This is a genomic window from Sulfurivermis sp. (assembly GCF_059410345.1).
Genome location: NZ_JBLJDO010000011.1, coordinates 44,453 through 63,818, shown reverse-complemented (window position 1 = coordinate 63,818; position 19,366 = coordinate 44,453). Strand labels below are relative to the sequence as shown.

The 19,366-nt window shown below is 64.1% G+C and carries 20 protein-coding genes; 15 read left to right on the top strand and 5 right to left on the bottom strand.

Features of this window, described 5'->3' with window-relative positions:
• The first annotated feature begins 35 nt into the window (after positions 1 to 35).
• Genes tal through ACMV8A_RS10105 form a run of 3 tightly spaced genes read left to right on the top strand, consistent with a single transcriptional unit; the run spans position 36 to position 2,012 of the window.
• Complete coding sequence (gene tal, locus ACMV8A_RS10115) at positions 36 to 1,133, top strand: transaldolase (protein ID WP_495325659.1); 1,098 nt, start codon at positions 36 to 38, stop codon at positions 1,131 to 1,133.
• Positions 1,134 to 1,137: 4 nt separating this feature from the next.
• The gene (locus ACMV8A_RS10110) at positions 1,138 to 1,827 is read left to right on the top strand and encodes a hypothetical protein (RefSeq protein WP_495325658.1); all 690 of its coding nucleotides are present in this window, start codon (positions 1,138 to 1,140) and stop codon (positions 1,825 to 1,827) included.
• Positions 1,824 to 2,012, top strand: coding sequence for an acetyltransferase (locus tag ACMV8A_RS10105; RefSeq protein ID WP_495325657.1), 189 nt, complete (start codon positions 1,824 to 1,826; stop codon positions 2,010 to 2,012). The genes ACMV8A_RS10110 and ACMV8A_RS10105 overlap by 4 nt, the downstream gene beginning before the upstream one ends.
• A gap of 37 nt (positions 2,013 to 2,049) precedes the next feature.
• On the opposite strand, the gene ACMV8A_RS10100 is transcribed toward ACMV8A_RS10105, so the two are convergent.
• Together ACMV8A_RS10100 and ACMV8A_RS10095 are read right to left on the bottom strand one after the other, a co-directional pair.
• Positions 2,050 to 2,517, bottom strand: coding sequence for a CopD family protein (locus tag ACMV8A_RS10100; RefSeq protein WP_495325656.1), 468 nt, complete (start codon positions 2,515 to 2,517; stop codon positions 2,050 to 2,052).
• Between the two features lie 82 nt (positions 2,518 to 2,599).
• Positions 2,600 to 3,394 carry a DUF3530 family protein gene (locus ACMV8A_RS10095; protein WP_495325655.1) on the bottom strand — a complete coding sequence of 265 codons (795 nt, stop codon included), beginning with the start codon at positions 3,392 to 3,394 and terminating at the stop codon, positions 2,600 to 2,602.
• Positions 3,395 to 3,530: 136 nt separating this feature from the next.
• Between ACMV8A_RS10095 and rpe the strand changes: the two genes are divergently transcribed.
• From rpe to trpC, 7 genes are all read left to right on the top strand, one after another.
• On the top strand, positions 3,531 to 4,223 hold the full coding sequence (rpe, locus tag ACMV8A_RS10090; RefSeq protein ID WP_495325654.1) for a ribulose-phosphate 3-epimerase: 693 nt from the start codon (positions 3,531 to 3,533) through the stop codon (positions 4,221 to 4,223).
• A 118-nt stretch (positions 4,224 to 4,341) separates the two neighbouring features.
• The gene (locus tag ACMV8A_RS10085) at positions 4,342 to 5,019 is read left to right on the top strand and encodes a phosphoglycolate phosphatase (protein WP_495325653.1); all 678 of its coding nucleotides are present in this window, start codon (positions 4,342 to 4,344) and stop codon (positions 5,017 to 5,019) included.
• Positions 5,020 to 5,135: 116 nt separating this feature from the next.
• The gene (gene trpE / locus ACMV8A_RS10080) at positions 5,136 to 6,620 is read left to right on the top strand and encodes an anthranilate synthase component I (RefSeq protein WP_495325652.1); all 1,485 of its coding nucleotides are present in this window, start codon (positions 5,136 to 5,138) and stop codon (positions 6,618 to 6,620) included.
• A gap of 10 nt (positions 6,621 to 6,630) precedes the next feature.
• The gene (locus ACMV8A_RS10075) at positions 6,631 to 7,227 is read left to right on the top strand and encodes an anthranilate synthase component II (protein ID WP_495325651.1); all 597 of its coding nucleotides are present in this window, start codon (positions 6,631 to 6,633) and stop codon (positions 7,225 to 7,227) included.
• 57 nt (positions 7,228 to 7,284) lie between these two features.
• On the top strand, positions 7,285 to 8,499 hold the full coding sequence (locus tag ACMV8A_RS10070) for a multidrug effflux MFS transporter (protein WP_495325650.1): 1,215 nt from the start codon (positions 7,285 to 7,287) through the stop codon (positions 8,497 to 8,499).
• Positions 8,500 to 8,567: 68 nt separating this feature from the next.
• Complete coding sequence (gene trpD, locus ACMV8A_RS10065) at positions 8,568 to 9,593, top strand: anthranilate phosphoribosyltransferase (RefSeq protein ID WP_495325649.1); 1,026 nt, start codon at positions 8,568 to 8,570, stop codon at positions 9,591 to 9,593.
• Position 9,594: 1 nt separating this feature from the next.
• Positions 9,595 to 10,398 (top strand): indole-3-glycerol phosphate synthase TrpC, encoded by an 804-nt coding sequence (gene trpC / locus ACMV8A_RS10060; RefSeq protein WP_495325648.1) that lies wholly within the window; start codon positions 9,595 to 9,597, stop codon positions 10,396 to 10,398.
• 72 nt (positions 10,399 to 10,470) lie between these two features.
• On the opposite strand, the gene crp is transcribed toward trpC, so the two are convergent.
• Positions 10,471 to 11,106, bottom strand: a complete 636-nt coding sequence (gene crp / locus ACMV8A_RS10055) for a cAMP-activated global transcriptional regulator CRP (protein ID WP_495325647.1) — start codon at positions 11,104 to 11,106, stop codon at positions 10,471 to 10,473.
• 111 nt (positions 11,107 to 11,217) lie between these two features.
• On the opposite strand from crp, the gene ACMV8A_RS10050 reads away from it, so the two are divergent.
• Positions 11,218 to 11,634, top strand: coding sequence for an OsmC family protein (locus ACMV8A_RS10050; RefSeq protein ID WP_495325646.1), 417 nt, complete (start codon positions 11,218 to 11,220; stop codon positions 11,632 to 11,634).
• A 14-nt stretch (positions 11,635 to 11,648) separates the two neighbouring features.
• Here the strand turns inward: ACMV8A_RS10050 and ACMV8A_RS10045 are convergent, their stop codons facing one another.
• Together ACMV8A_RS10045 and ACMV8A_RS10040 are read right to left on the bottom strand one after the other, a co-directional pair.
• Positions 11,649 to 13,631, bottom strand: a complete 1,983-nt coding sequence (locus ACMV8A_RS10045; RefSeq protein ID WP_495325645.1) for an ankyrin repeat domain-containing protein — start codon at positions 13,629 to 13,631, stop codon at positions 11,649 to 11,651.
• A complete protein-coding gene (locus tag ACMV8A_RS10040; RefSeq protein WP_495325644.1) occupies positions 13,618 to 14,922 on the bottom strand; it encodes an NAD(P)-binding domain-containing protein in 1,305 nt (434 codons plus the stop codon). Before ACMV8A_RS10040 ends, ACMV8A_RS10045 begins: the two co-directional genes overlap by 14 nt.
• Positions 14,923 to 15,104: 182 nt before the next feature.
• Between ACMV8A_RS10040 and ACMV8A_RS10035 the strand changes: the two genes are divergently transcribed.
• From ACMV8A_RS10035 to ACMV8A_RS10020, 4 genes are all read left to right on the top strand, one after another.
• Positions 15,105 to 16,028 (top strand): hypothetical protein, encoded by a 924-nt coding sequence (locus tag ACMV8A_RS10035; RefSeq protein WP_495325643.1) that lies wholly within the window; start codon positions 15,105 to 15,107, stop codon positions 16,026 to 16,028.
• Between the two features lie 94 nt (positions 16,029 to 16,122).
• Positions 16,123 to 17,634, top strand: coding sequence for a cytochrome c3 family protein (locus ACMV8A_RS10030; RefSeq protein WP_495325642.1), 1,512 nt, complete (start codon positions 16,123 to 16,125; stop codon positions 17,632 to 17,634).
• A 2-nt stretch (positions 17,635 to 17,636) separates the two neighbouring features.
• Entirely contained in the window at positions 17,637 to 18,890 is a 1,254-nt protein-coding gene (locus ACMV8A_RS10025) for a cytochrome c3 family protein (RefSeq protein ID WP_495325641.1), read from the top strand.
• Between the two features lie 9 nt (positions 18,891 to 18,899).
• Positions 18,900 to 19,364 (top strand): hypothetical protein, encoded by a 465-nt coding sequence (locus tag ACMV8A_RS10020; RefSeq protein WP_495325640.1) that lies wholly within the window; start codon positions 18,900 to 18,902, stop codon positions 19,362 to 19,364.
• Positions 19,365 to 19,366 lie beyond the last annotated feature (2 nt).

Sequence of the window (19,366 nt, the reverse complement as noted above, 5' to 3'; positions counted from 1 at the left end):
GTGGTTCTGGTTGAGCAAATAAAAAGGAAAACGTCATGGGTATCTTGCATGAGTTGCAGCAGCAGGGGCAGTCGGTGTGGCAGGACTATATCGAGCGCGGCCAGACGCGCAGTGGTGCATTGCAGCAGCTGGTCGATGCCGGGGTGCGCGGCGTCACCTCCAATCCCAGCATCTTCGAGAAGGCCATCGGCGGCAGCGCCGCCTACGACGAGCAGATCCGCGCCATTCTGGAGGCGGCGCCCGATATCGACGCGCACGCGATGTTCGAGCTGCTGGCGGTGGAGGACATCCGCGAGGCGGCCGATGTGCTGCGCCCGGTGTTCGACGGTTCTGCCGGTGGTGACGGCTATGTCAGCCTGGAGGTGTCGCCCCACCTGGCCCACGATACCGCGGCGACCGTCGCCGCGGCGCAGCGCCTGTGGCAGGCCGTGGACCGGCCCAATCTGATGATCAAGGTGCCGGCCACCGCCGCGGGCCTACCCGCCATCGAAACGCTGATCGCCGCCGGCATCAACATCAATGCCACGCTGATGTTTTCCCTGGCTGACTATGGGGCGGTGGCCGCGGCCTATCTGCGCGGCCTGGCGCGCTGTGCGGCGCCGCAGCACATCGCCTCGGTGGCCTCGCTGTTCATCAGCCGGGTGGACACCGCAGTGGACAAGCAGCTGGAGTCCATCGGCACCGAGAAGGCACTGGCCCTGCGCGGGCGCAGCGCGGTTGCCAATGCCAAGCTGATCTATCAGCAGTTCCGCACGGTGTTTGCCGGCAGCGAATTTGCGCCGCTGCGCGCGCGTGGCGCGCGGGTGCAGCGCCCGCTGTGGGGCAGTACCGGCACCAAGAATCCGGCCTATTCCGATGTGCTGTACGTGGACGAACTGATCGGCGCCGATACCGTCAACACCCTGCCGCCGGCCACCCTCAAGGCCTATCTCGATCACGGCCGTGTTGCCGCCAGCCTCACCGCACAGGTGGATGAGGCGCAGGCGGTGCTGGCCGCGCTGGCGGGCCTGGGCATCGATCTGGATGCCGTGTGCCGGCAGTTGCAGCGTGAGGGTATACAGCAGTTCGCCGACGCCTATGATCAATTGATTGCTGTGTTGCAGCAAAAACGTGTGGTGCTCTCCGGGGGATGACGTGATGTGGCGGCGCAGGCTGATGGCGGGGCTGTTCCTGATGTTGGGTGGCGTGTCCGTGCCGGCGGCGGAAAAGCCGGTGCCGTTGCTCGGCCAGTGGCAATGCCAGAGCGGTGAGGGCCAGGTGCTGCTGGAGTTTCAGAGCGCCAGCCGCCTGATCTTCGACGGCGAGCCGAGCCCCTACAGTCTGCAGCCCGGCATCATCGTGGTGGAGGAAGAGTTCGGCCCGGTGCCCTATCCCTACGCGCTGCAGGGCGACAGGTTGGCGGTACAGTTCCCCGATGGGGATGCGCTGCGTTGCACGCGCGCAACGGCCCGGCGCGCCGCCCCCGCAGCGCCGGCCACACCGCCGGCGGCGGGTGGCAGCCATGCCCAGCTCAAGGGGCGTATGTGCAACTGGGGCGGTTCCTCCAGCAGCTATAGCGGCAGCGGCTACTACCGCATCACCACCCTGGTGTTCGACGGCGCCGGCGGCGTGGTGTACAGCAACGAGGCCACCTTCGGCAGTGAGGCCGGTGGCTACTATGGCAAGAGCGGCGGTATTCCCGGGCGCTATCAGATTAGCGGCGACAGCGTACAGATTCAGCTGGAAGACGGCAGCAAGATGACCGGACGGGTGAATATGCGCCACAGCGGGCGCGTCACCGAACTGATGATCAACAAGCAGCTGTGGGCCGGGGCCCTGTGCGAGTGAGCGCGGCGGAACGGCGCCTCGCCGAGGCCGTGCGCCAGGCCTGTATCCGCGCCGTGCTCGACGGCTATCAGCAGGCTGCGATGAGCGGCCTGTGTCACGAGGGGGCCTTCGAGGCGGCGGTGGATGCCGTGCGCATGTTGGAGCTGGATACGCTGCTGCAGGCACAGCGCGAAGCCGAGGCCTGAGCACGGGGCACACAGGCGTGCCCCGTGCAGGGAGAGATTAGCCCGACGGGATCAGGTAGTGCCCGGCCACGGCGATGGTGATGGTGGCGAGGCCCAGCAGCAGATTGGTGCCGACGATGCGGCGGATGGTGGCGAGACGGGCGCTGCCGCTCTTCCAGTCCTGCTGTGCCACCGCGGCACGCAGGGCGCGGTAGGGACCGAAATAAAGCCACAGGTACAGGGCGATCATCAGCAGGCCCAGCCCCTGCATGACGTGCACGTACAGCGGTGCGTTGGCCATGCCCTTGAACATGCTGAACAGCATCCAATAACCGGTGAGCGGCAGCAGGATCACCGCGCCCCACACCCACAGAAAGAAGCTCTGGAAGCAGCCGGCCCACAGCGGCAGGCGCTGCGGCGGTTCCAACTGGCTGGCTGCCACCGGGCGCAGCACCATATAGGCAAAAAACATTCCGCCGACCCAAATGACAGCGGACAGTACGTGCAGCAGCATGGCAGCGCCCATTATTTTTCCTCTAAGTTGTTGGTGTGGTTGTGACTGGAATCATAGAGTGCCTGGCGGGCGATTCGTTCCCGGCAGGCGCCGCTCAGCGCGTGCCGATCTCCATGCCTTCGGTGTGGGTTCGCAGCCAGCCCTGGACGCGGCGCAGCAGAATGTCAGTCTGCTGGCTGAAGAAATGGTCGGCCGCCTCCACCACGAACTGACGATAGCGCGGCGGCAGGTTGCCATCCTGGCGCACCAGGCGGCGGCCGGCGATGAGGCGCTGCGTCCCGGCCGTGCGCACCTCCAGGCTGTCGGCGCTGCCGTAGAGGTCGTAGAGGGGGACGCCGGCCTGCTCCAGGGGGGGGAGCTCCTCGCCTGTGCCCATGGCGATCAGCACCAGACCGTTGATGCTGCCTTTGTTGGCTGCGGCATAGCGCAATGCAGCTATGGCGCCCGCGCCGTGGCCGATGAGCACGATGTTGCGGATATTCTTGCCGGCGAGGAAGGTGAGGGCGGCGCGCAGTCGGGCCGGGGTTTCCTCCGCGGCGGCCAATTGCAGCGACAGCGTGTGCCAGCCGTGCAGAGGGAGTTCATGACGTAGCGGCCCGACCACGCCGGGCCAGTCCGCATGGGCGCCGGTGTCGTGCAGCAGGATCACGGCACCCTGGGGCCGGCCCAGGGTTTCGCTGCGCCACAGGGCCAATACCGGCTTGCCGGCGACGCGCAGTTCCTGCACATCGGCCGCTGCGGGGCTGGCGCGCAACAGGGCGACGATCTCCTGTTCAGCATCGGCCTGGGCGGGGAGACTCTCCGCGACAGGGGCCGGTGCAGGTTCCGGCGCCGCCTGCGCCAGGGCGGCCCAGAGGCTCAACAGGAATACATAACGTAGGGTTTTCATGGCCTTGCAGCATATCGGGCGGGCCGCGGCCCGTAAAGCGTGCTTGTCGCATTGGCCGCCCGGAGCCGGTACAATCGGCGCTCATTTTTTGAAACGCCCCGCAGAGGGCATCATTCATCAGCTCAGAGGGATCACCATGGCGGACTATCAGATTGCCCCTTCCATCCTGTCGGCGGACTTTGCCCGTCTCGGTGAGGAAGTTGTTAACGTGCTGGCCTCCGGCGCGGACATCGTTCACTTCGACGTAATGGACAACCACTACGTGCCCAACCTGACCATCGGCCCGCTGGTGTGCGAGGCCCTGCGCAAGCACGGCGTCACTGCCCCCATCGACGTACATTTGATGGTCAAGCCGGTGGATCGCATCATCCCTGACTTCGCCAAGGCCGGCGCCACCTACATCACCTTCCACCCGGAGGCCTCCGAGCACATCGACCGCACCATCGGCCTGATCAAGGAAAGCGGCTGCAAGGCCGGCCTGGTGTTCAATCCGGCCACCCCGCTGGACGTGCTGGAATACACCCTGCCCAAGCTGGACATGGTGCTGCTGATGAGCGTGAACCCCGGTTTCGGCGGCCAGAAGTTCATCCCCTACGTGCTCGACAAGGCGCGCAAGGTCAGCGCCATGATCAAGGCAGGCGGCTACAACTGCCGCCTGGAGATCGACGGCGGCGTCGGCCCGGCCAACATCAGGGAAGTGGCCGAAGCGGGTGTGGACACCTTCGTCGCCGGCTCTGCCGTGTTCGGCAAGCGCAACGACAAGGACAAGAACCACTACAACACCATCATCGGCGAAATGCGCGCCGAACTGGCCAAGGTCGGCAAGTAAGACCTTAAAGACAACACCCGTCGCAGAGGCGCAGAGCCGCAGAGAAGAACACCTCTGTAAATTCTCTGTGTCTCCGCGTCTCTGCGGCAGGGTTTGAAGTTTTATTGGTTAGCGATTCATGCCCTTAGTCAAACCAGAAATGATCCTCATCGACCTGGACGGCACGCTGGTGGACAGCGTGCCGGACCTGGCCTATTGCGTTGATGAGATGATGAAACAACTGGGCCGTCCGGTTTGGGGCGAGGCCAAGGTGCGCGGTTGGGTCGGCAATGGCGTCGAGCGCCTGGTCAAGCGCGCCCTGACCGACGACCTGTATGCCGAGCCGGAGGCCGCCGAATTCGAGCGTGCGCTGCACATCTTCAACGACCTGTATCAGGTCAACACCAGCCAGCGCAGCCGTCTGTTCCCCGGCGTGCGGGAAGGGCTGGCGGCGCTGCAGGCGGCCGGTCTGAAGCTAGGCTGTGTCACCAATAAGGCGGCGCGCTTCACCGAGCCGCTGCTGCGGGACAAGGGGATACGCGATTTCTTCGGCATCGTGGTGAGCGGTGATACCACGCCGCAAAAGAAGCCCCACCCGGCGCCCTTGCTCCATGCGGCTGATTTCTTTAAAGTCGAACCGGCCCACGCCATGATGGTGGGCGACTCCATGCACGACGTGGAGGCGGCGCGGGCCGCAGGCTACGCGGTAGTGGCGGTGAGCTATGGCTACAATCATGGCGTCGATATCCGCGAGGCCAAGCCGGACGCCGTGATCGACTCCCTGGTCGAACTGAAAAACCTGCTCAAGCTGAAATGAACATGGTGCATACCGACAAGACAAAGACGGAAGTGGCCGCGCCGCGATGGCGCCGCTGGTAGGCGTTCGCGTGTACCCCTTGCTTCCGTAATAACTTTGCCTGTCAGGTCGCTGCCATGACTCCACAACGTTTCGCCGAACTCGCCTCCCAGGGCTATAACCGCATTCCCGTTGCACGCGAGGTCCTCGCCGATCTCGATACGCCGCTGTCCACCTACCTCAAGCTGGCCAACGCGCCGTACTCCTATCTGTTCGAGTCGGTGCAGGGCGGCGAGAAGTGGGGCCGCTACTCCATCATCGGCCTGCCCTGCCGCACCATCGTGCGCGTGCGCGGCCACGACATCGATGTGGAGCACGACGGCACCGCGGTGGAGTCCATTACCGTCGCCGACCCGCTGGCCTGGATCGAGCAGTTCCAGCAGCGCTACAAGGTGGCCTGCGAGCCCGGCGAGCCGCGCTTCAACGGCGGCCTGGTCGGCTACTTCGGCTACGACACCGTGCGCTACATCGAGCCGCGTCTCGGTCCCTGTCCCAACACCGACGAGATGGGTGTGCCCGACGTGATGTTGATGGTGTCGGACGAGGTGGTGGTGTTCGACAACTTAAGCGGCAAGCTGCACGTCATCGTCCATGCCGATCCGGCAGGGCAGGATGCACTGGTGGCGGCACAGCAGCGCCTCGATCAGCTCATCGCCCAGTTGCGCGGCCCGCTGCCGGCGCGTGCGGCGACGACACCGCATCAGGTGACCGAGCAGGATTTCGTTTCCGGCTTCACCCAGCACGGCTTCGAGGAGGCGGTGCGCCGCTCCAAGGACTATATCGTCAACGGCGATATCATGCAGGTTGTGCTGTCGCAGCGCCTGTCGCTCCCCTTCTATGCGCCGGCGCTGGATTTGTACCGTTCCCTGCGCAGCCTCAACCCCTCGCCCTATATGTTCTACCTGGACCTGAACGGCTTCCAGGTGGTGGGTTCCTCGCCGGAGATCCTCACCCGCTGCGAAGATGGCAAGGTCACAGTGCGTCCCATCGCCGGCACGCGGCCGCGCGGCAAGTCGGAGGAGCAGGACAAGGCGCTGGAGGCCGATCTGCTGGCCGATCCCAAGGAGATCGCCGAGCACCTGATGCTCATCGACCTGGGCCGCAACGATGTGGGTCGCATCGCCGAGACCGGCAGCGTCGAGCTCACCGAGAAGATGGTGATCGAGCGCTATTCCCACGTCATGCACATCGTCTCCAACGTCGAAGGCAAACTGAAGGCGGGCATGAGCGCCATGGATGCCCTGCGCGCCACCTTCCCCGCCGGCACCGTCTCCGGTGCGCCGAAGATCCGCGCCATGGAGATCATCGACGAACTGGAACCGGTGAAGCGCGGCGTCTACGCCGGCGCCGTCGGTTACCTGGCCTGGAATGGCAACATGGATACCGCCATCGCCATTCGTACCGCCGTGGTCAAGGAAGGCACGCTCTACATGCAGGCCGGTGCCGGCATCGTCTACGATTCCATCCCGCGTAACGAGTGGGACGAGACCATGAACAAGAGCCGCGCCATCTTCCGCGCCGCCACGCTGGCCGAGGCCGGCCTCGACACGCCGCGCCGGTGAGGGACACATCATGTTGCTGATGATCGACAACTACGACTCCTTCACCTACAACCTGGTGCAGTACTTCGCCGAGCTGGGCGCCGAGGTGCAGGTGCACCGCAACGATCAGATTTCCATCGAGGAGATCGAGCGTCTGCAGCCGGAGCGCTTGGTGATTTCGCCGGGGCCCTGCTCACCGAGCGAGGCGGGCATTTCCGTCGCGGCCATCCAGCACTTTGCCGGCAAGTTGCCGATCCTCGGTGTCTGTCTGGGGCATCAGTCCATTGGGCAGGCCTTCGGCGGTAACATCGTGCATGCGGGCATGATCATGCACGGCAAGACCTCGCCGATTTATCACGCCAACGTCGGCGTGTTCGCCGGGCTGAGCAATCCGTTCCAGGCCACACGTTATCACTCGCTGGTGATCGAGCAGTCTTCGCTGCCGGACTGCCTGGAGGTGACGGCGTGGACGCAGAACGCCGACGGCAGCCGTGAGGCGATCATGGGCGTGCGCCACCGCGAGTTCGTCATCGAGGGCGTGCAGTTCCACCCCGAGTCGATCCTCACGCAGCACGGTCACGACATGCTGCGCAACTTCCTCGCCATGCGGGGCGGCCGGCGCAGCTAGACGGCGCCGGGTCGCGAAGCCTGTTCGCGTTAGGGCCCGGCTGTATTGGAGTTTATTGTGCCGAATACCAGCGCCGTCCCGGCGCATCATCCGCTGTTCATCGCCTTCATGGTTGCCGCGCTGTCGATGCTGGCGCCGTTCACCATCGACACCTATCTGCCGTCGTTCCCCGCCATTGCCGCCGATCTCGGTGCCAGCCATGCGCAGATGCAGCAGACCATGGGGCTGTATCTGGCCGCCTTCGCCCTGACCACGTTGATCTATGGCCCGTTGTCCGACAGCTTCGGTCGTCGCCCGGTGATCATCGGCGCGCTGGCGCTGTATGTGATCGCTAGTATCGGTGCCGCCTTGACCACCACCATTGGTGGTCTGCTGTTCTGGCGCGTGGTGCAGGGGCTGTCGGCCGGGGCCGGTGTGGTGGTGGGGCGCGCCATGGTGCGCGATGCCTTCAGCGGTCATCATGCGCAGAAGGTGCTGTCGCAGGCGATGCTGATCTTCGCCATTGCCCCGGCCATTGCGCCGATGATCGGCGGCGTGTTGCAGGACTGGTCCGGCTGGCGCGCGGTGTTCTGGTTTCTCGCCCTGCTCGGTGTCGTTGTGCTCGGTATCATCACCTGGCGCGCGCCGGAGACGCTGCCGGCCGAGGGGCGCCACTCCATCCATCCGGTTAAAGTGGGTGGCGCCTATGCCATGGCCCTGCGTCATGGCCGCTTCATGGCCCTGGTGTCGGCCTTTGCCCTCAACTTCGGTGGCTTCTTCATCTACATCGCCGCCGCACCCACGCTGCTGTACGACCACCTGCACCTGGGCGTCAACGATTTCTGGATGCAGTTCGTCCCCATGGTGGGTGGCCTGATGCTGGGTTCCTTTACCATGAGCCGGCTGGCCGGCCGCATGACGCCACAGCGCGGCATCCGCATCGGCTATGCGCTGATGCTTGCGGCCAGTCTGGTCAATGTGGTGCAGGCCCTGTTGTTGCCGCCGACACCGCTGAGCGTGCTGGCGCCGCTGGTGCTGTACGCCTTTGCCGTATCGTTCAGCATGCCCAACCTCACCGTACTGGCGCTGGATTGTTTCCCGCGCAACCGCGGCATGGCGGCGGCGGTGCAATCTTTCATGCAGGTCGGTTTCAACGCACTGGTGGCCGGCTTGCTGGTGCCGCTCCTTGCCCACCAGGTGTGGAGCCTGGCGCTGGGTATGCTGGCCCTGGCGGGTGCCGGCCTGCTGGTCTGGGGCTGGCAGGAGCGCTACGGTGCAGTGGTTGCGCCTTGACCGCTGCGGCGGGGAAACGGGACAATCGCCCGACATTTTGCAGAGCATAACGCCAAAGGTTTTCCATTATGGACATGCAGACAGCCATCCGCGCCGTTACCGAGCGCCGCAACATTAGTTCCGAGCAGATGACGGCGGTAATGCGCCTGATCATGACCGGCGAGGCGACTCCGGCGCAGATCGGCGGTTTCCTCGTCGGCCTGCGCATGAAGGGCGAGACGGTGGACGAGATCGCCGCCGCCGCCGGCGTGATGCGCGAGCTGGCGACGCGGGTCGAGGTGGACCTGCCGCATCTGGTGGACACCTGCGGCACCGGCGGTGACGGCGCCCACACCTTCAACATCTCCACCACCGCCGCCTTCGTGGTGGCGGCCGCTGGCGCCAATGTCGCCAAACACGGCAACCGCTCGGTGTCGAGCAAGTCCGGCAGTGCCGACGTGCTGGAGGCGGCCGGCGTCAATCTGGAGTTGACACCGCAACAGGTGGCCGAGTGCGTCAAGCAGGCCGGTGTCGGTTTCATGTTCGCCCCCAAGCACCACAGCGCCATGAAGCACGCCATCGGTCCACGCCGCGAGATGGGCGTGCGCACCATTTTCAACGTGCTGGGGCCGCTGACCAATCCGGCCGGCGCGCCGCATCAGGTGCTCGGCGTGTACAGCAGCGAATGGCTGGAGCCGCTGGCGCAGGTGCTGGGGCGGCTGGGTTCAAGACACGTGCTGATCGTGCATGCCGAGGACGGCATGGATGAGATCAGCATCGGTGCACCGACCCAGGTGGCCGAATGGCACAACGGCAGTGTCAAACGCTACGCCATTACGCCGGAACAGTTCGGCATGGTACGTGCCGACGTGCAGCGTCTGGCCGTGGAGTTGCCGGCGCAGAGCCTCGGGATCATGCGCGAGGTGCTGGATGACAAGGATGGCCCGGCCCGCGACATCGTGGTGCTCAATGCCGGTGCCGCCATTTATGCCGCCGATCTCGCCGACACACTGGAGGAGGGCGTGCAAAAGGCACGGGCAGCGATCAGCAGCGGTGCTGCGCGCGAGCGGCTCACGCGCCTGGTTCAGGTGAGCAACAGTTTCAAGGTGGCGTGACGTGAGTGATACCCCGGACATCCTGAGGAAGATTCTGCGCCGCAAGGACGAAGAGATCGCCGCGCGCCGCGCCCAGGTCAGCATCGAGGCGCTGCGTGCACGCACGGCTGCGGCACCGGCGCTGCGCCCCTTCGTCGGCGCCCTGCGTGCCAAGCTGGCCGCCGGTCTGCCTGCGGTGATTGCCGAGGTGAAGAAGGCTTCGCCCAGCAAGGGCGTGTTGCGGCCCGACTTTCATCCCGCGGCGATCGCCGCTTCCTATGAGCGCGGCGGCGCCGCCTGCCTGTCGGTACTCACCGACGTGGATTTTTTTCAGGGCAGCGACGAATACCTGCAACAGGCGCGCGCCGCCTGCAGCCTGCCGGTGATCCGCAAGGACTTCATCATCGACCCCTATCAGGTGGTGGAGGCGCGCGCCATCGGCGCCGACTGCATCCTGCTCATTGCCGCGGCGCTGAGCGATGCGCAGATGGCGGAATTGACCGCCGTGGCGACGGAGCTGGGACTGGACGTGCTGGTGGAGGTGCACGATGCGCTGGAACTGGAGCGCACCCTGCGTCTGCCCTTGCCGCTGGTCGGCATCAACAACCGTAATCTGCGCACCTTCGAGGTTTCCCTGCAAACCACTCTCGATCTGCTGGCGCAGATCCCCGCTGACCGCATCGTGGTCACCGAGAGCGGCATCCTGAGCCGCGACGACGTGGCGCTGATGCGCACTCACGGTGTACACAGTTTTCTGGTGGGGGAGGCGTTTATGCGCGCAGCGGAACCGGGGGACAAGCTGGCGGAGTTGTTCTTCGGAGCGTAGGCGCTCGAGTCTCTCGGCGAAAAGACGGCCGGGCCAGATGGTGCGTGCGCCCACGCTGTGGGCGCCGACGGGTCAACGGGCGCCGAATACGACGATGGTCTTGCCCTTTACCGAGATCAGGCCTTGTTCTTCCAGGGTCTTGAGCACGCGGCCGGCCATTTCACGTGAGCAGCCGACGATGCGGCCGATCTCCTGGCGGGTGATGCGGATCTGCATGCCGTCGGGATGGGTCATGGCATCCGGCTCCTTGGTCAGGTCGAGCAGGGTGCGGGCGATGCGGCCGGTGACGTCGAGGAAGGCCAGGTCGCCCACCTTGCGGCTGGTGGTGCGTAGGCGCGCCGCCATTTGGCTGGACAAGGCGAACAGAATCTCCGGGTCGTCGTGGGCTACCTGACGGAAGCGGGTGTAGCTGATCTCGGCCAGTTCGCACTCGGTGCGTGAGCGCACCCAGGCGCTGCGGCCGGCGCTTTCGTCGAACAGCCCCATCTCGCCGAAGAAGTCGCCGGGATTGAGATAGGCGAGTACGATCTCGCGGCCGTTGTCGTCCTCGATGAGTACCGTCATGCCGCCCTTGACGACGTAATACAGCACGTCGGGCTTGTCGCCGGCACGGATGATGGTGCTTTTGGAGGCGTATTTGCGGCGGTGGCAATGGACCAGGAAGCGATCGATCGCCGGGTTGCCGGTGGTCAGCGCCTTGGTCGTCATGGTTACCCCTTGTCCCTAGGAATTGAGTGGGTGTTACGTATACCAGCCCGCCCTGGCTCAGGCAAGCGGGTAGAATCGCCCCAGAATAACCCAGCTTGGAGGAAAGTTAAAATGAAGGCGCGTATCAAATGGGTGGAACAGGCCACCTTCATCGGCGAGGCGGCCAGCGGCCACGCGGTAGTGATGGACGGCCCGCCCGACCACGGTGGCCGTAACCTGGGGCCGCGGCCCATGGAGATGTTGCTGCTCGGCATGGGCGGCTGTACCTCCTTCGACGTGGTCAGCATCCTGAAGAAGGCGCGCCAGCCGATCCGCGACTGCGTGGCGGAAATCACCGCCGAGCGTGCCGAGACCGACCCCAAGGTGTTCACCAAGATCCATGTCCACTTCATCATCACCGGCCACGAACTGAAAGAGGCCCAGGTGAAGCGCGCAGTGGAACTGTCGGCAGAGAAGTACTGCTCTGCCTCGATCATGCTGGGCAAGGTGGCCGAAGTCACCCACGACTACGAGATCGTCGAAGGGTAGTCCAGGCGGTGCCGTCACTTGAACAGTGCCGGCAGCCAGCTTTTCTCCCTGGCGTACTGTTCGATGTAGGCCGCCAATTCGGTATGGCCTGCGCGGCGAGCCGCTGTCGCCGCATCTTCCTTATTGGCGTTGCCCAGGCGGAAGTCGGCGCCGGCGGTCAGCAACAGATCCACCATGGTGCGATCATTGCCGCGGGCGGCCAGCATCAGGGCGCTGTCTCCGGTCCGGTTGCGATGGTTGAGTTTCGCGCCCGCGTCGAGCAACTGCTGCACCAGGGTGTTGTGGCCGTTGGCCGCCGCCAGTAACAGCGGCGTGTTCTCGTCCAGATCCAGGGCATCGAGGGCCGCACCGTGACGCAGTAGCACCTGCGCCAGCGCAGTGTGACCATTGACGGCGGCGCGCATCAGCGGCGTTTGCCGGCGTTGATCGGTGCGGTCGGGGGTGGCGCCATGGAGAAGTAGTGCCCTGGCGATGGGTTCATTGCCCTGATCGGCGGCCAGCCACAGCGGTGTTACGCCGTGGTCGTCGGGCTCGTCCACCGGCGCCAGCTGTTGCAGCAACTGTTGGACGGACGCGATGTTTCCTGCGGCCACGGCGCGGTGCAGGGCGGTGCGGCCTTGGCGATCGGCCAGGCCGAGATCGACGCCTTGCTGCAACAGCGCATTCAGCAACTCCTGGCTCTTCATCCCGGCGGCCATGAGCAGCGGCGTGTCGCCATTTTTTTTGCGTGCGTTGACATCGGTTCCCCGGGTTTGCACCAGGAGTTGTGCAACGGCGGTCATGCCTGTTGCAGTGGCCAGATGCAGCGGCGTGGAGCCGTCCTCCAGCACGGTGTCGGGCAGGGCACCGTGGGCGAGCAGCCAGGTGGCCACCTCCTCGTGTCCCTGGCTGAGGGCGCGGGTGAGAGGGGTGTGGTTGCCGGCGTCCTGCTCGTTGACGTCGGCGCCGCGCTTGACCAGGGCCGCGACGGCCTCTTTCTGGCCGCGCCAGGCCGCCGTCATCAGCGGCGACCAGCCGCGGTAGGGGCCGCTCTCCGCGGTGGTATCCGGCGGCGGCAGTGTTGCGGCCAGGGTGCCGGTGCGGCGCTCCTGGCTGGGTTTGGCTCCGGCCTGCACCAATAGATTGGCCAGCATGGTGTCCCCGCGCGACTGCGCATAGCGCAAGGCGTCCCAATCCTTGTGGTTGCGCGCGTGGACATCGGGCCTGCGTTTGAGCAGTGCCTGCGCGATGGCGCCGTGTCCTGCCTGGACGGCGACCAGCAGCGGGGTGTTGCCGTGGGCGTCGCGCATGTTGATGTCGGCGCCGCCGTCGAGCAGTGCGTGCATGGTGGTGAGGTGGCCGCCACGGATCGCTTGCAACAGGGGTGTTTCCTGGTAGTCGTCACGCAGTGCGGGCTTGGCCCCGGCCGCCAGCAACGTGCGTATCACTTGCGCATGGCCGGCAGCCGCCGCCAGGTGCAGCGGCGTGGTGCCGTAGGCATCGGCAGCATCTGGTTTGCTGTTGTTTAGCAGCGTGCGCACCTCGACCGGGTTGCCGGCCGCAGCGGCCTGACGCAGGCGCTGCTCCAGGGTGAGCGTGGCAGGAGTGGCATCCCCCGGGATGTTGTCCTGTGCCAGCCGTTCCTTCGCCGCAGTGTGATCCTGTGCCGCGGCGCGGCGATACCACTCCATGGCTTTCCTGTCATCGCGCGGCGTGCCCCAGCCCCGTTCATAGCATTGCGCCAGACTGTACTGGGAGGGGGCATGGCCTTGCGCAGCCGCCTTGCCGAACCAGCGGAACGCGCGCGTATTGTCGCGCTCGACACCGCGTCCGCTGCGGTAGAGTCCGGCCAGTTCATATTGCGCCTGGGGATTGCCGCGCTCGGCCAGCGGCTTGATGAGGGCAGCGGCGCGATCGTAGTCGCGGGCGCGGATGGCGCCCTGATAGTTATCCAGCTCGGCTGCACCGGCCGCGCCTATGGCCAACATCAGCAGTACAATGGCGCTAAGCCGTACCATGCTTGGTTTCCACTTCGATGCCGATCTGTTTGAGGAAAGGTGTGGGCAGGATGCCGCCAGCGCTGACGATGACGGCATCGTTGGGAAGGCTGTGCAAGGTGCCGTCCTGTTCGATATCCACGGTTTTCTCATGTATGTGTTTGACGCCCGAATTGAACATTACCCGCAGCCTGCCGGCGGCCGCAGCGGCGTCGATCTTCTGGCGATTCTTTTCCTTGGCGCGGTTGAATGAGCCGCTGCGGTAGGACAGGGTTACCGTAGTCCCCGGTTGTTCCGCGATGCTGGTGGCGGCCTCCAGGGCACTGTCACCACCGCCGACCACGAGCACATGCTGGCCCCGATACTGTTCGGCGTCGATCAGGCGATACACCACCTTGGAATGTTCTTCACCCGGCACGTCCAGGGTGCGCGGCGTACCGCGCCGGCCGATGGTGAGCAGGACGGCACGGGTACGATAGCTGGCCTTGTTGGTGCGCACCGTAAACCCCCCATCCTCCCGCAACACGTCCTCCACCCGTTCCTGATAGTTGATCTTAAGTTTGGTGTCACGCTCCACCTTTTGCCAGAACGCTAGCAGTGTCTCCTTGCTGGTTTCAGTGAATTTCACTTTGCCGACAAGGGGCAGTTGTACCGGCGCCGTCATTACCACTTTGCCGCGCGGAAAGTGGGCCACGGTGCCACCGAGGGACTCCTGTTCGATGGTGGCGAAGCGCAGCTTGTGTTGCATGGCGCCGAGGGAGGCGGCAAAGCCGGCCGGGCCGGCACCCACGATGACCACGTCCAGACGATCGCCGCGGCCGATGCCGTCCAGTGTGCGGATCGATTCCATCGCCTGGACACCCTGGGTGATGGCATTACGGATCAGCCCCATGCCACCCAGTTCGCCGGCAATGAACATGCCGGGGACATTGGTCTGGAAATCGGGATTGACGTTGGGAATGTCGATACCGCGCTTTTCAGTGCCAAACACCAGGGTGATGGCCTGCACTGGACAGGCGCGCTGGCAGGCGCCATGGCCGATGCAGTGGCTGGGATTGATCAGGTGCGACCGCATATTGATCAGTCCCAGGACGTTATGTTCCGGACAGGCAGCGACGCAGGAACCGCAGCCGATACACAGAACCTGGTTGATGACCGGGTGCAATGACGCCGGTTCGGTGAGTCCGCTATTGATGGCCTCGTCACGGATGGCAATGCTTTGCTGCTCATGGCGACGGTGTGTGTAGATGTACCAGCCGAGGATGGCCAGTGCCGGTGATCCATAGAACGACCATAGAAAGACGTCGCTCACCTAGATTTTCTCCTTACAGATAGGCCATCCGAACATTTGCCGGATACGAATATTTGATATTTCGGCAGTTTATGCACACCCCTTTGAGGGGTTTGTGATTGTGTTCAATGTAATTGCGCAACGCCGAAACCATGATTGCCGCCCTAATAAGAACGATATGGTTTTATGAGGAGGAGTGACGCATGAATGCCGTCGTCAGCGAGCGTGCAAAATCTGATACCGCTGAACCCGCACGCGCGTCTGTTCGCCCCAATTTGGTGCAGGAACCCTTGCGCAGCGGCCGTAGCGCGCTGCCGTTTGCGCTTGCCGTTTTGGTCATGCTCTATCTCGGCTGGGAATGGCGCGACGCCGGTTACCTGAATGCCGAGCATGGTCTGGGCTATGCGCTGGGTATCGGCGGCGGTGTGATGATGACGCTACTGCTGCTCTATCCCTTGCGCAAGAAGCAGGTGCCCCTGTTCCGCTGGGGGCCGATCCGCCACTGGTTCCGTATACACATGCTGTTTGGCGTGTTGGGGCCGGTGATGATTCTGTTCCACGCCAATTTTCATCTGGGGGCGATCAACAGCAACGTGGCCCTGATCAGCATGCTGCTGGTTGCCGGCTCCGGTCTGGTTGGTCGCTACATCTATACCCGCATTCACTACGGCCTGTACGGCGCGCGTAGCAGCCTGGGCGGGCTACAGGAGCGTCTCACTGCAGCCAAGGGTGGATTCGCCAATCTATTCCGCTCCATCCCGGAGGCAGCCGACGCCCTGACACAACTGGAGTCCTGGCTGTTGCGGGAGCGCTCCGCGCTGGTCCGCCTGCTGAACTTTCCCTGGGTGATCCTGCGCTGTTGGTATACCCGCAGGCGCATCGTCCATCTGATGCACAGCAAGCTGATGCGCCATGGCGACAGGTCCGATTGGCCTGTGGAGAAGACACATCGAGCCCAACGCGTGGCCGCGCGTTTCGTCGCCAGCTACATCGAAAATCTGCGCCGAGTGGCTGAGATTGGTGCTTACGAGCGGATGTTTTCCTGGTGGCACATTTTGCATCTGCCCTTGTTCATGATGATGCTGCTCGCCGGCATCGTGCATGTCATCGCTGTGCATATGTATTGAGTGACATCAGCTTATGCGTTGGTGGTGGATGCTTGTCGGTCTGATTGCCGGGGGGATTTCGATTGCGCAGGCCGCTTCCATAGAGAAGTTGCTGATGCCGGGGCCCGTCATTGAAGGTCATGCCGAGTACGAGGAGAAGTGCGACTCCTGCCACGAGTCGTTCAACAAGAAGGAGCAGCGCCGGCTGTGTCTCGACTGCCACAAGGAGGTGGCCGTTGACGTGCAGCAACGCCAGGGATTGCACGGCCGCCGTGCCGTCGACCCGAAACTTGAATGCAAGCACTGCCACAGTGAACACAAGGGCCGTAAGGCGGACATCGTGCTTCTGGTGCCGGAATCATTCGATCACGATGTGACCGACTTCAAGCTTGAGGGCCGCCACCGCGCCGCGCGCTGCGTGTCGTGCCATAGCGTAGGCAAGAAACACCGCGAGGCCCCCGGCAAGTGTGTTGAGTGCCATCGCAGACAGGACGTTCATGGTGGCAATCTGGGCGACAAATGTGCCGATTGCCATAAGAGCAGCGGTTGGAAAAAGGATGCACGCTACGACCATGGCAAGACCAAGTTTCCCCTGCGCCACCGCCACGGAGAGGTGGCATGCGCCACCTGCCATCCGGATGGGCGCTACAAGGATACGCCGCAGCAATGTATCGCCTGTCATAACATCAACGATGTCCATGGCGGCCGGTTGGGTAGCGAATGCAAGAGCTGCCATGGGGAGAAGTCATGGAAGGAAAATACGTTCGATCATGACCGCAAAACGAAGTTCCCTCTGCGGCTGCGCCACCGCGAATTGCCCTGCCGCGACTGCCACAAGTCCGTCGACGGCAAGGACAAGCCGCCGCGCACCTGCAACGGCTGCCATGCGGCTGACGATGTGCACAAAGGTCGCAATGGTGAAGCATGCGGCGATTGTCACAAGGAAAAAGCCTGGAAGGAGGCCCGCTTCGACCACCAGCGCGCCAGTGGTTACGCACTGCGCGGCGGCCATGAAAAGGTCTCCTGCCAGGCCTGTCACCGCGGACCGGTGCACGAAGTGGCGCTGGAACAGGCATGCCGTACGTGTCACGTCAAGGACGATGCGCACAAGGGCCAGCTGGGCACCAACTGCGAGCGTTGCCACAACGAGCAGGGCTGGAGCAAGAACGTCGCATTTGATCATGACATCACCCGCTTCCCGCTCATCGGACTGCATGCCACCGCGCCCTGTGAGGCATGTCATGTTACTGCCGGTTACCGTGACACCAAGCGTGAGTGCATCGATTGTCACGCTAAAAATGACGAGCACAAGGGGGCGTTGGGCAAGGCATGTGCACAATGCCATACGCCGAACGCCTGGCGCCTGTGGCGTTTCAATCATGACAAGGACACCAAGTTTGTACTGGATGGCGCCCACAAGAGCCTGGCGTGTAACGCATGCCACCGCAAGGGCGCGGGGCCGAAGCTCAACCAGGCCTGCGGCAGCTGCCATGGCGACGATGATGTGCACCGTGGCAGTTACGGCCAGGCCTGCAACCGTTGTCACGTAACCACAAAATTCGATGATTTAAGTTTGCTGGGGCCCACGATGCGTATGGGCAAACCGGTACCTAAGAAGGGGCAGTGATCATGGAGAAGGTCGCACGGGGATGCAGGATGGCGCTGGGCGTCATCGGGCTAATGCTGGCGTGCAGTGCGGCCATCGCTGCCGAGAAGCGCTTTGACCATTTCGTCACCGGTTTCCCTCTGACCGGCAGTCATGCCAATGTGGAATGCAACAGCTGCCACGTGCGCGGCGTATTCAAGGCCACGCCGCGGCAGTGTGCCCAGTGTCATACCAAGGGCGGCGTGGTGCAGGCGAGCACTGTACCGGGCAAGCACATCCAGACGCGCGCCGCCTGCGACAATTGCCACGTCACCTCCGATTGGTCGATGGTGGATTTCACCCATACGCCGGATATGGGGGACCGTTGCGGTGCGTGCCACAACGGCAGCTCTGCGCCCGGCAAGGGCGCGCGCCACATCCCCACCATGGGTGACTGCTCCGAATGCCACAACAACGTCACCTGGCGTCCGGCCCGGTTCGATCATCGCGGCGTCGGCGGCAGCTGCGCCACCTGCCACAACGGTTCCATTGCCACAGGCAAGCACGGGCGTCATGTCCCGACGGTTGCCCAGTGCGACTCCTGTCACTCCGTGCGCGGCTGGGTGCCGGCGCATTTTGATCACAGCACCGCCACCGGGACCTGTTCCTCCTGCCATAACGGCAGCACCGCCACCGGCAAGTCGTCACGCCACATCACCACCACGGCGCAATGTGATACCTGCCACACCACCGGCGGCTGGACGCCGACCCGCTTTAATCACAGCGGCGTCACCGGCACCTGTTCCTCCTGCCATAACGGATCCCAGGCGTCGGGCAAGCCGTCGCGCCATATCGCCACCACGGCGCAGTGCGACACCTGCCATACCACCAGCGCCTGGGTGCCGGCGAAGTTCACGCACAGCAATGTCAGCGGCACCTGTTCCACCTGCCACAACGGCAGCCAGGCCACTGGCAAGCCCACCGGACACTTCGTCACCACGCGCCAGTGCGACACTTGCCACAGCACCAGCTTCTGGGTGCCGATCAATTTCTCGCACAGCGGTACCGCCTATCCGGGTACGCACGCGCGCAACCTTGGCTGCACCAGTTGCCACAAGGGCAACAGCGAGGCGGTGACCTGGTCCGCGCCGGCCTATGCCCCGGACTGCGCCGGTTGCCATGCCAGCGACTACAAGCCCAGCAAACATCAGAATGCGACGGTAAGTGCACTGCGCAATTGCGCCGGCACCTGTCACAAGAGCAAGCCGGAACACAAGGTCAGCGACCGCGACTGGTAAGGAAGAATCATGCGCAAGTTAGTCATCGGTGGCGTTTTCGGCGTTGCCGCCATTGCGGTGGCGGCGTTGGCGCAGCCACCCGGCCATGAAGTGCTGGAAGGCGTCGAGCGGTATGCGCACGAAGGCTGTGCGGTGGTCGAGGTGCGGTTCCGTATGCCGGTGGCACATCTGAGCCACTTCCCTGTTGTCGAAGCCAGGCAGCTGCGCATAGAGGTTCAGTTGTTGCAGTCGCCGGATATCCTGCAACAGGAGCAGCGCGAGGCCGTGCGCGTTGCTGCGCCGGCGCCGTTCAACGTGCAATGGGTGGGGTTCGAATCCGGTCAGCAAGGCCGCGGGGTGCTCCACGTGGACTTCAGCGCCACCACACGGTTCACGGTGCTTCAGGGCAGGGATTTTCGCAGCGTACTGATTGCGGTCCCTGCGGCGGAGGGTGCCGATGCCTGTGATCCGGAAATCCTCCGTGACCGCCCCTGAGC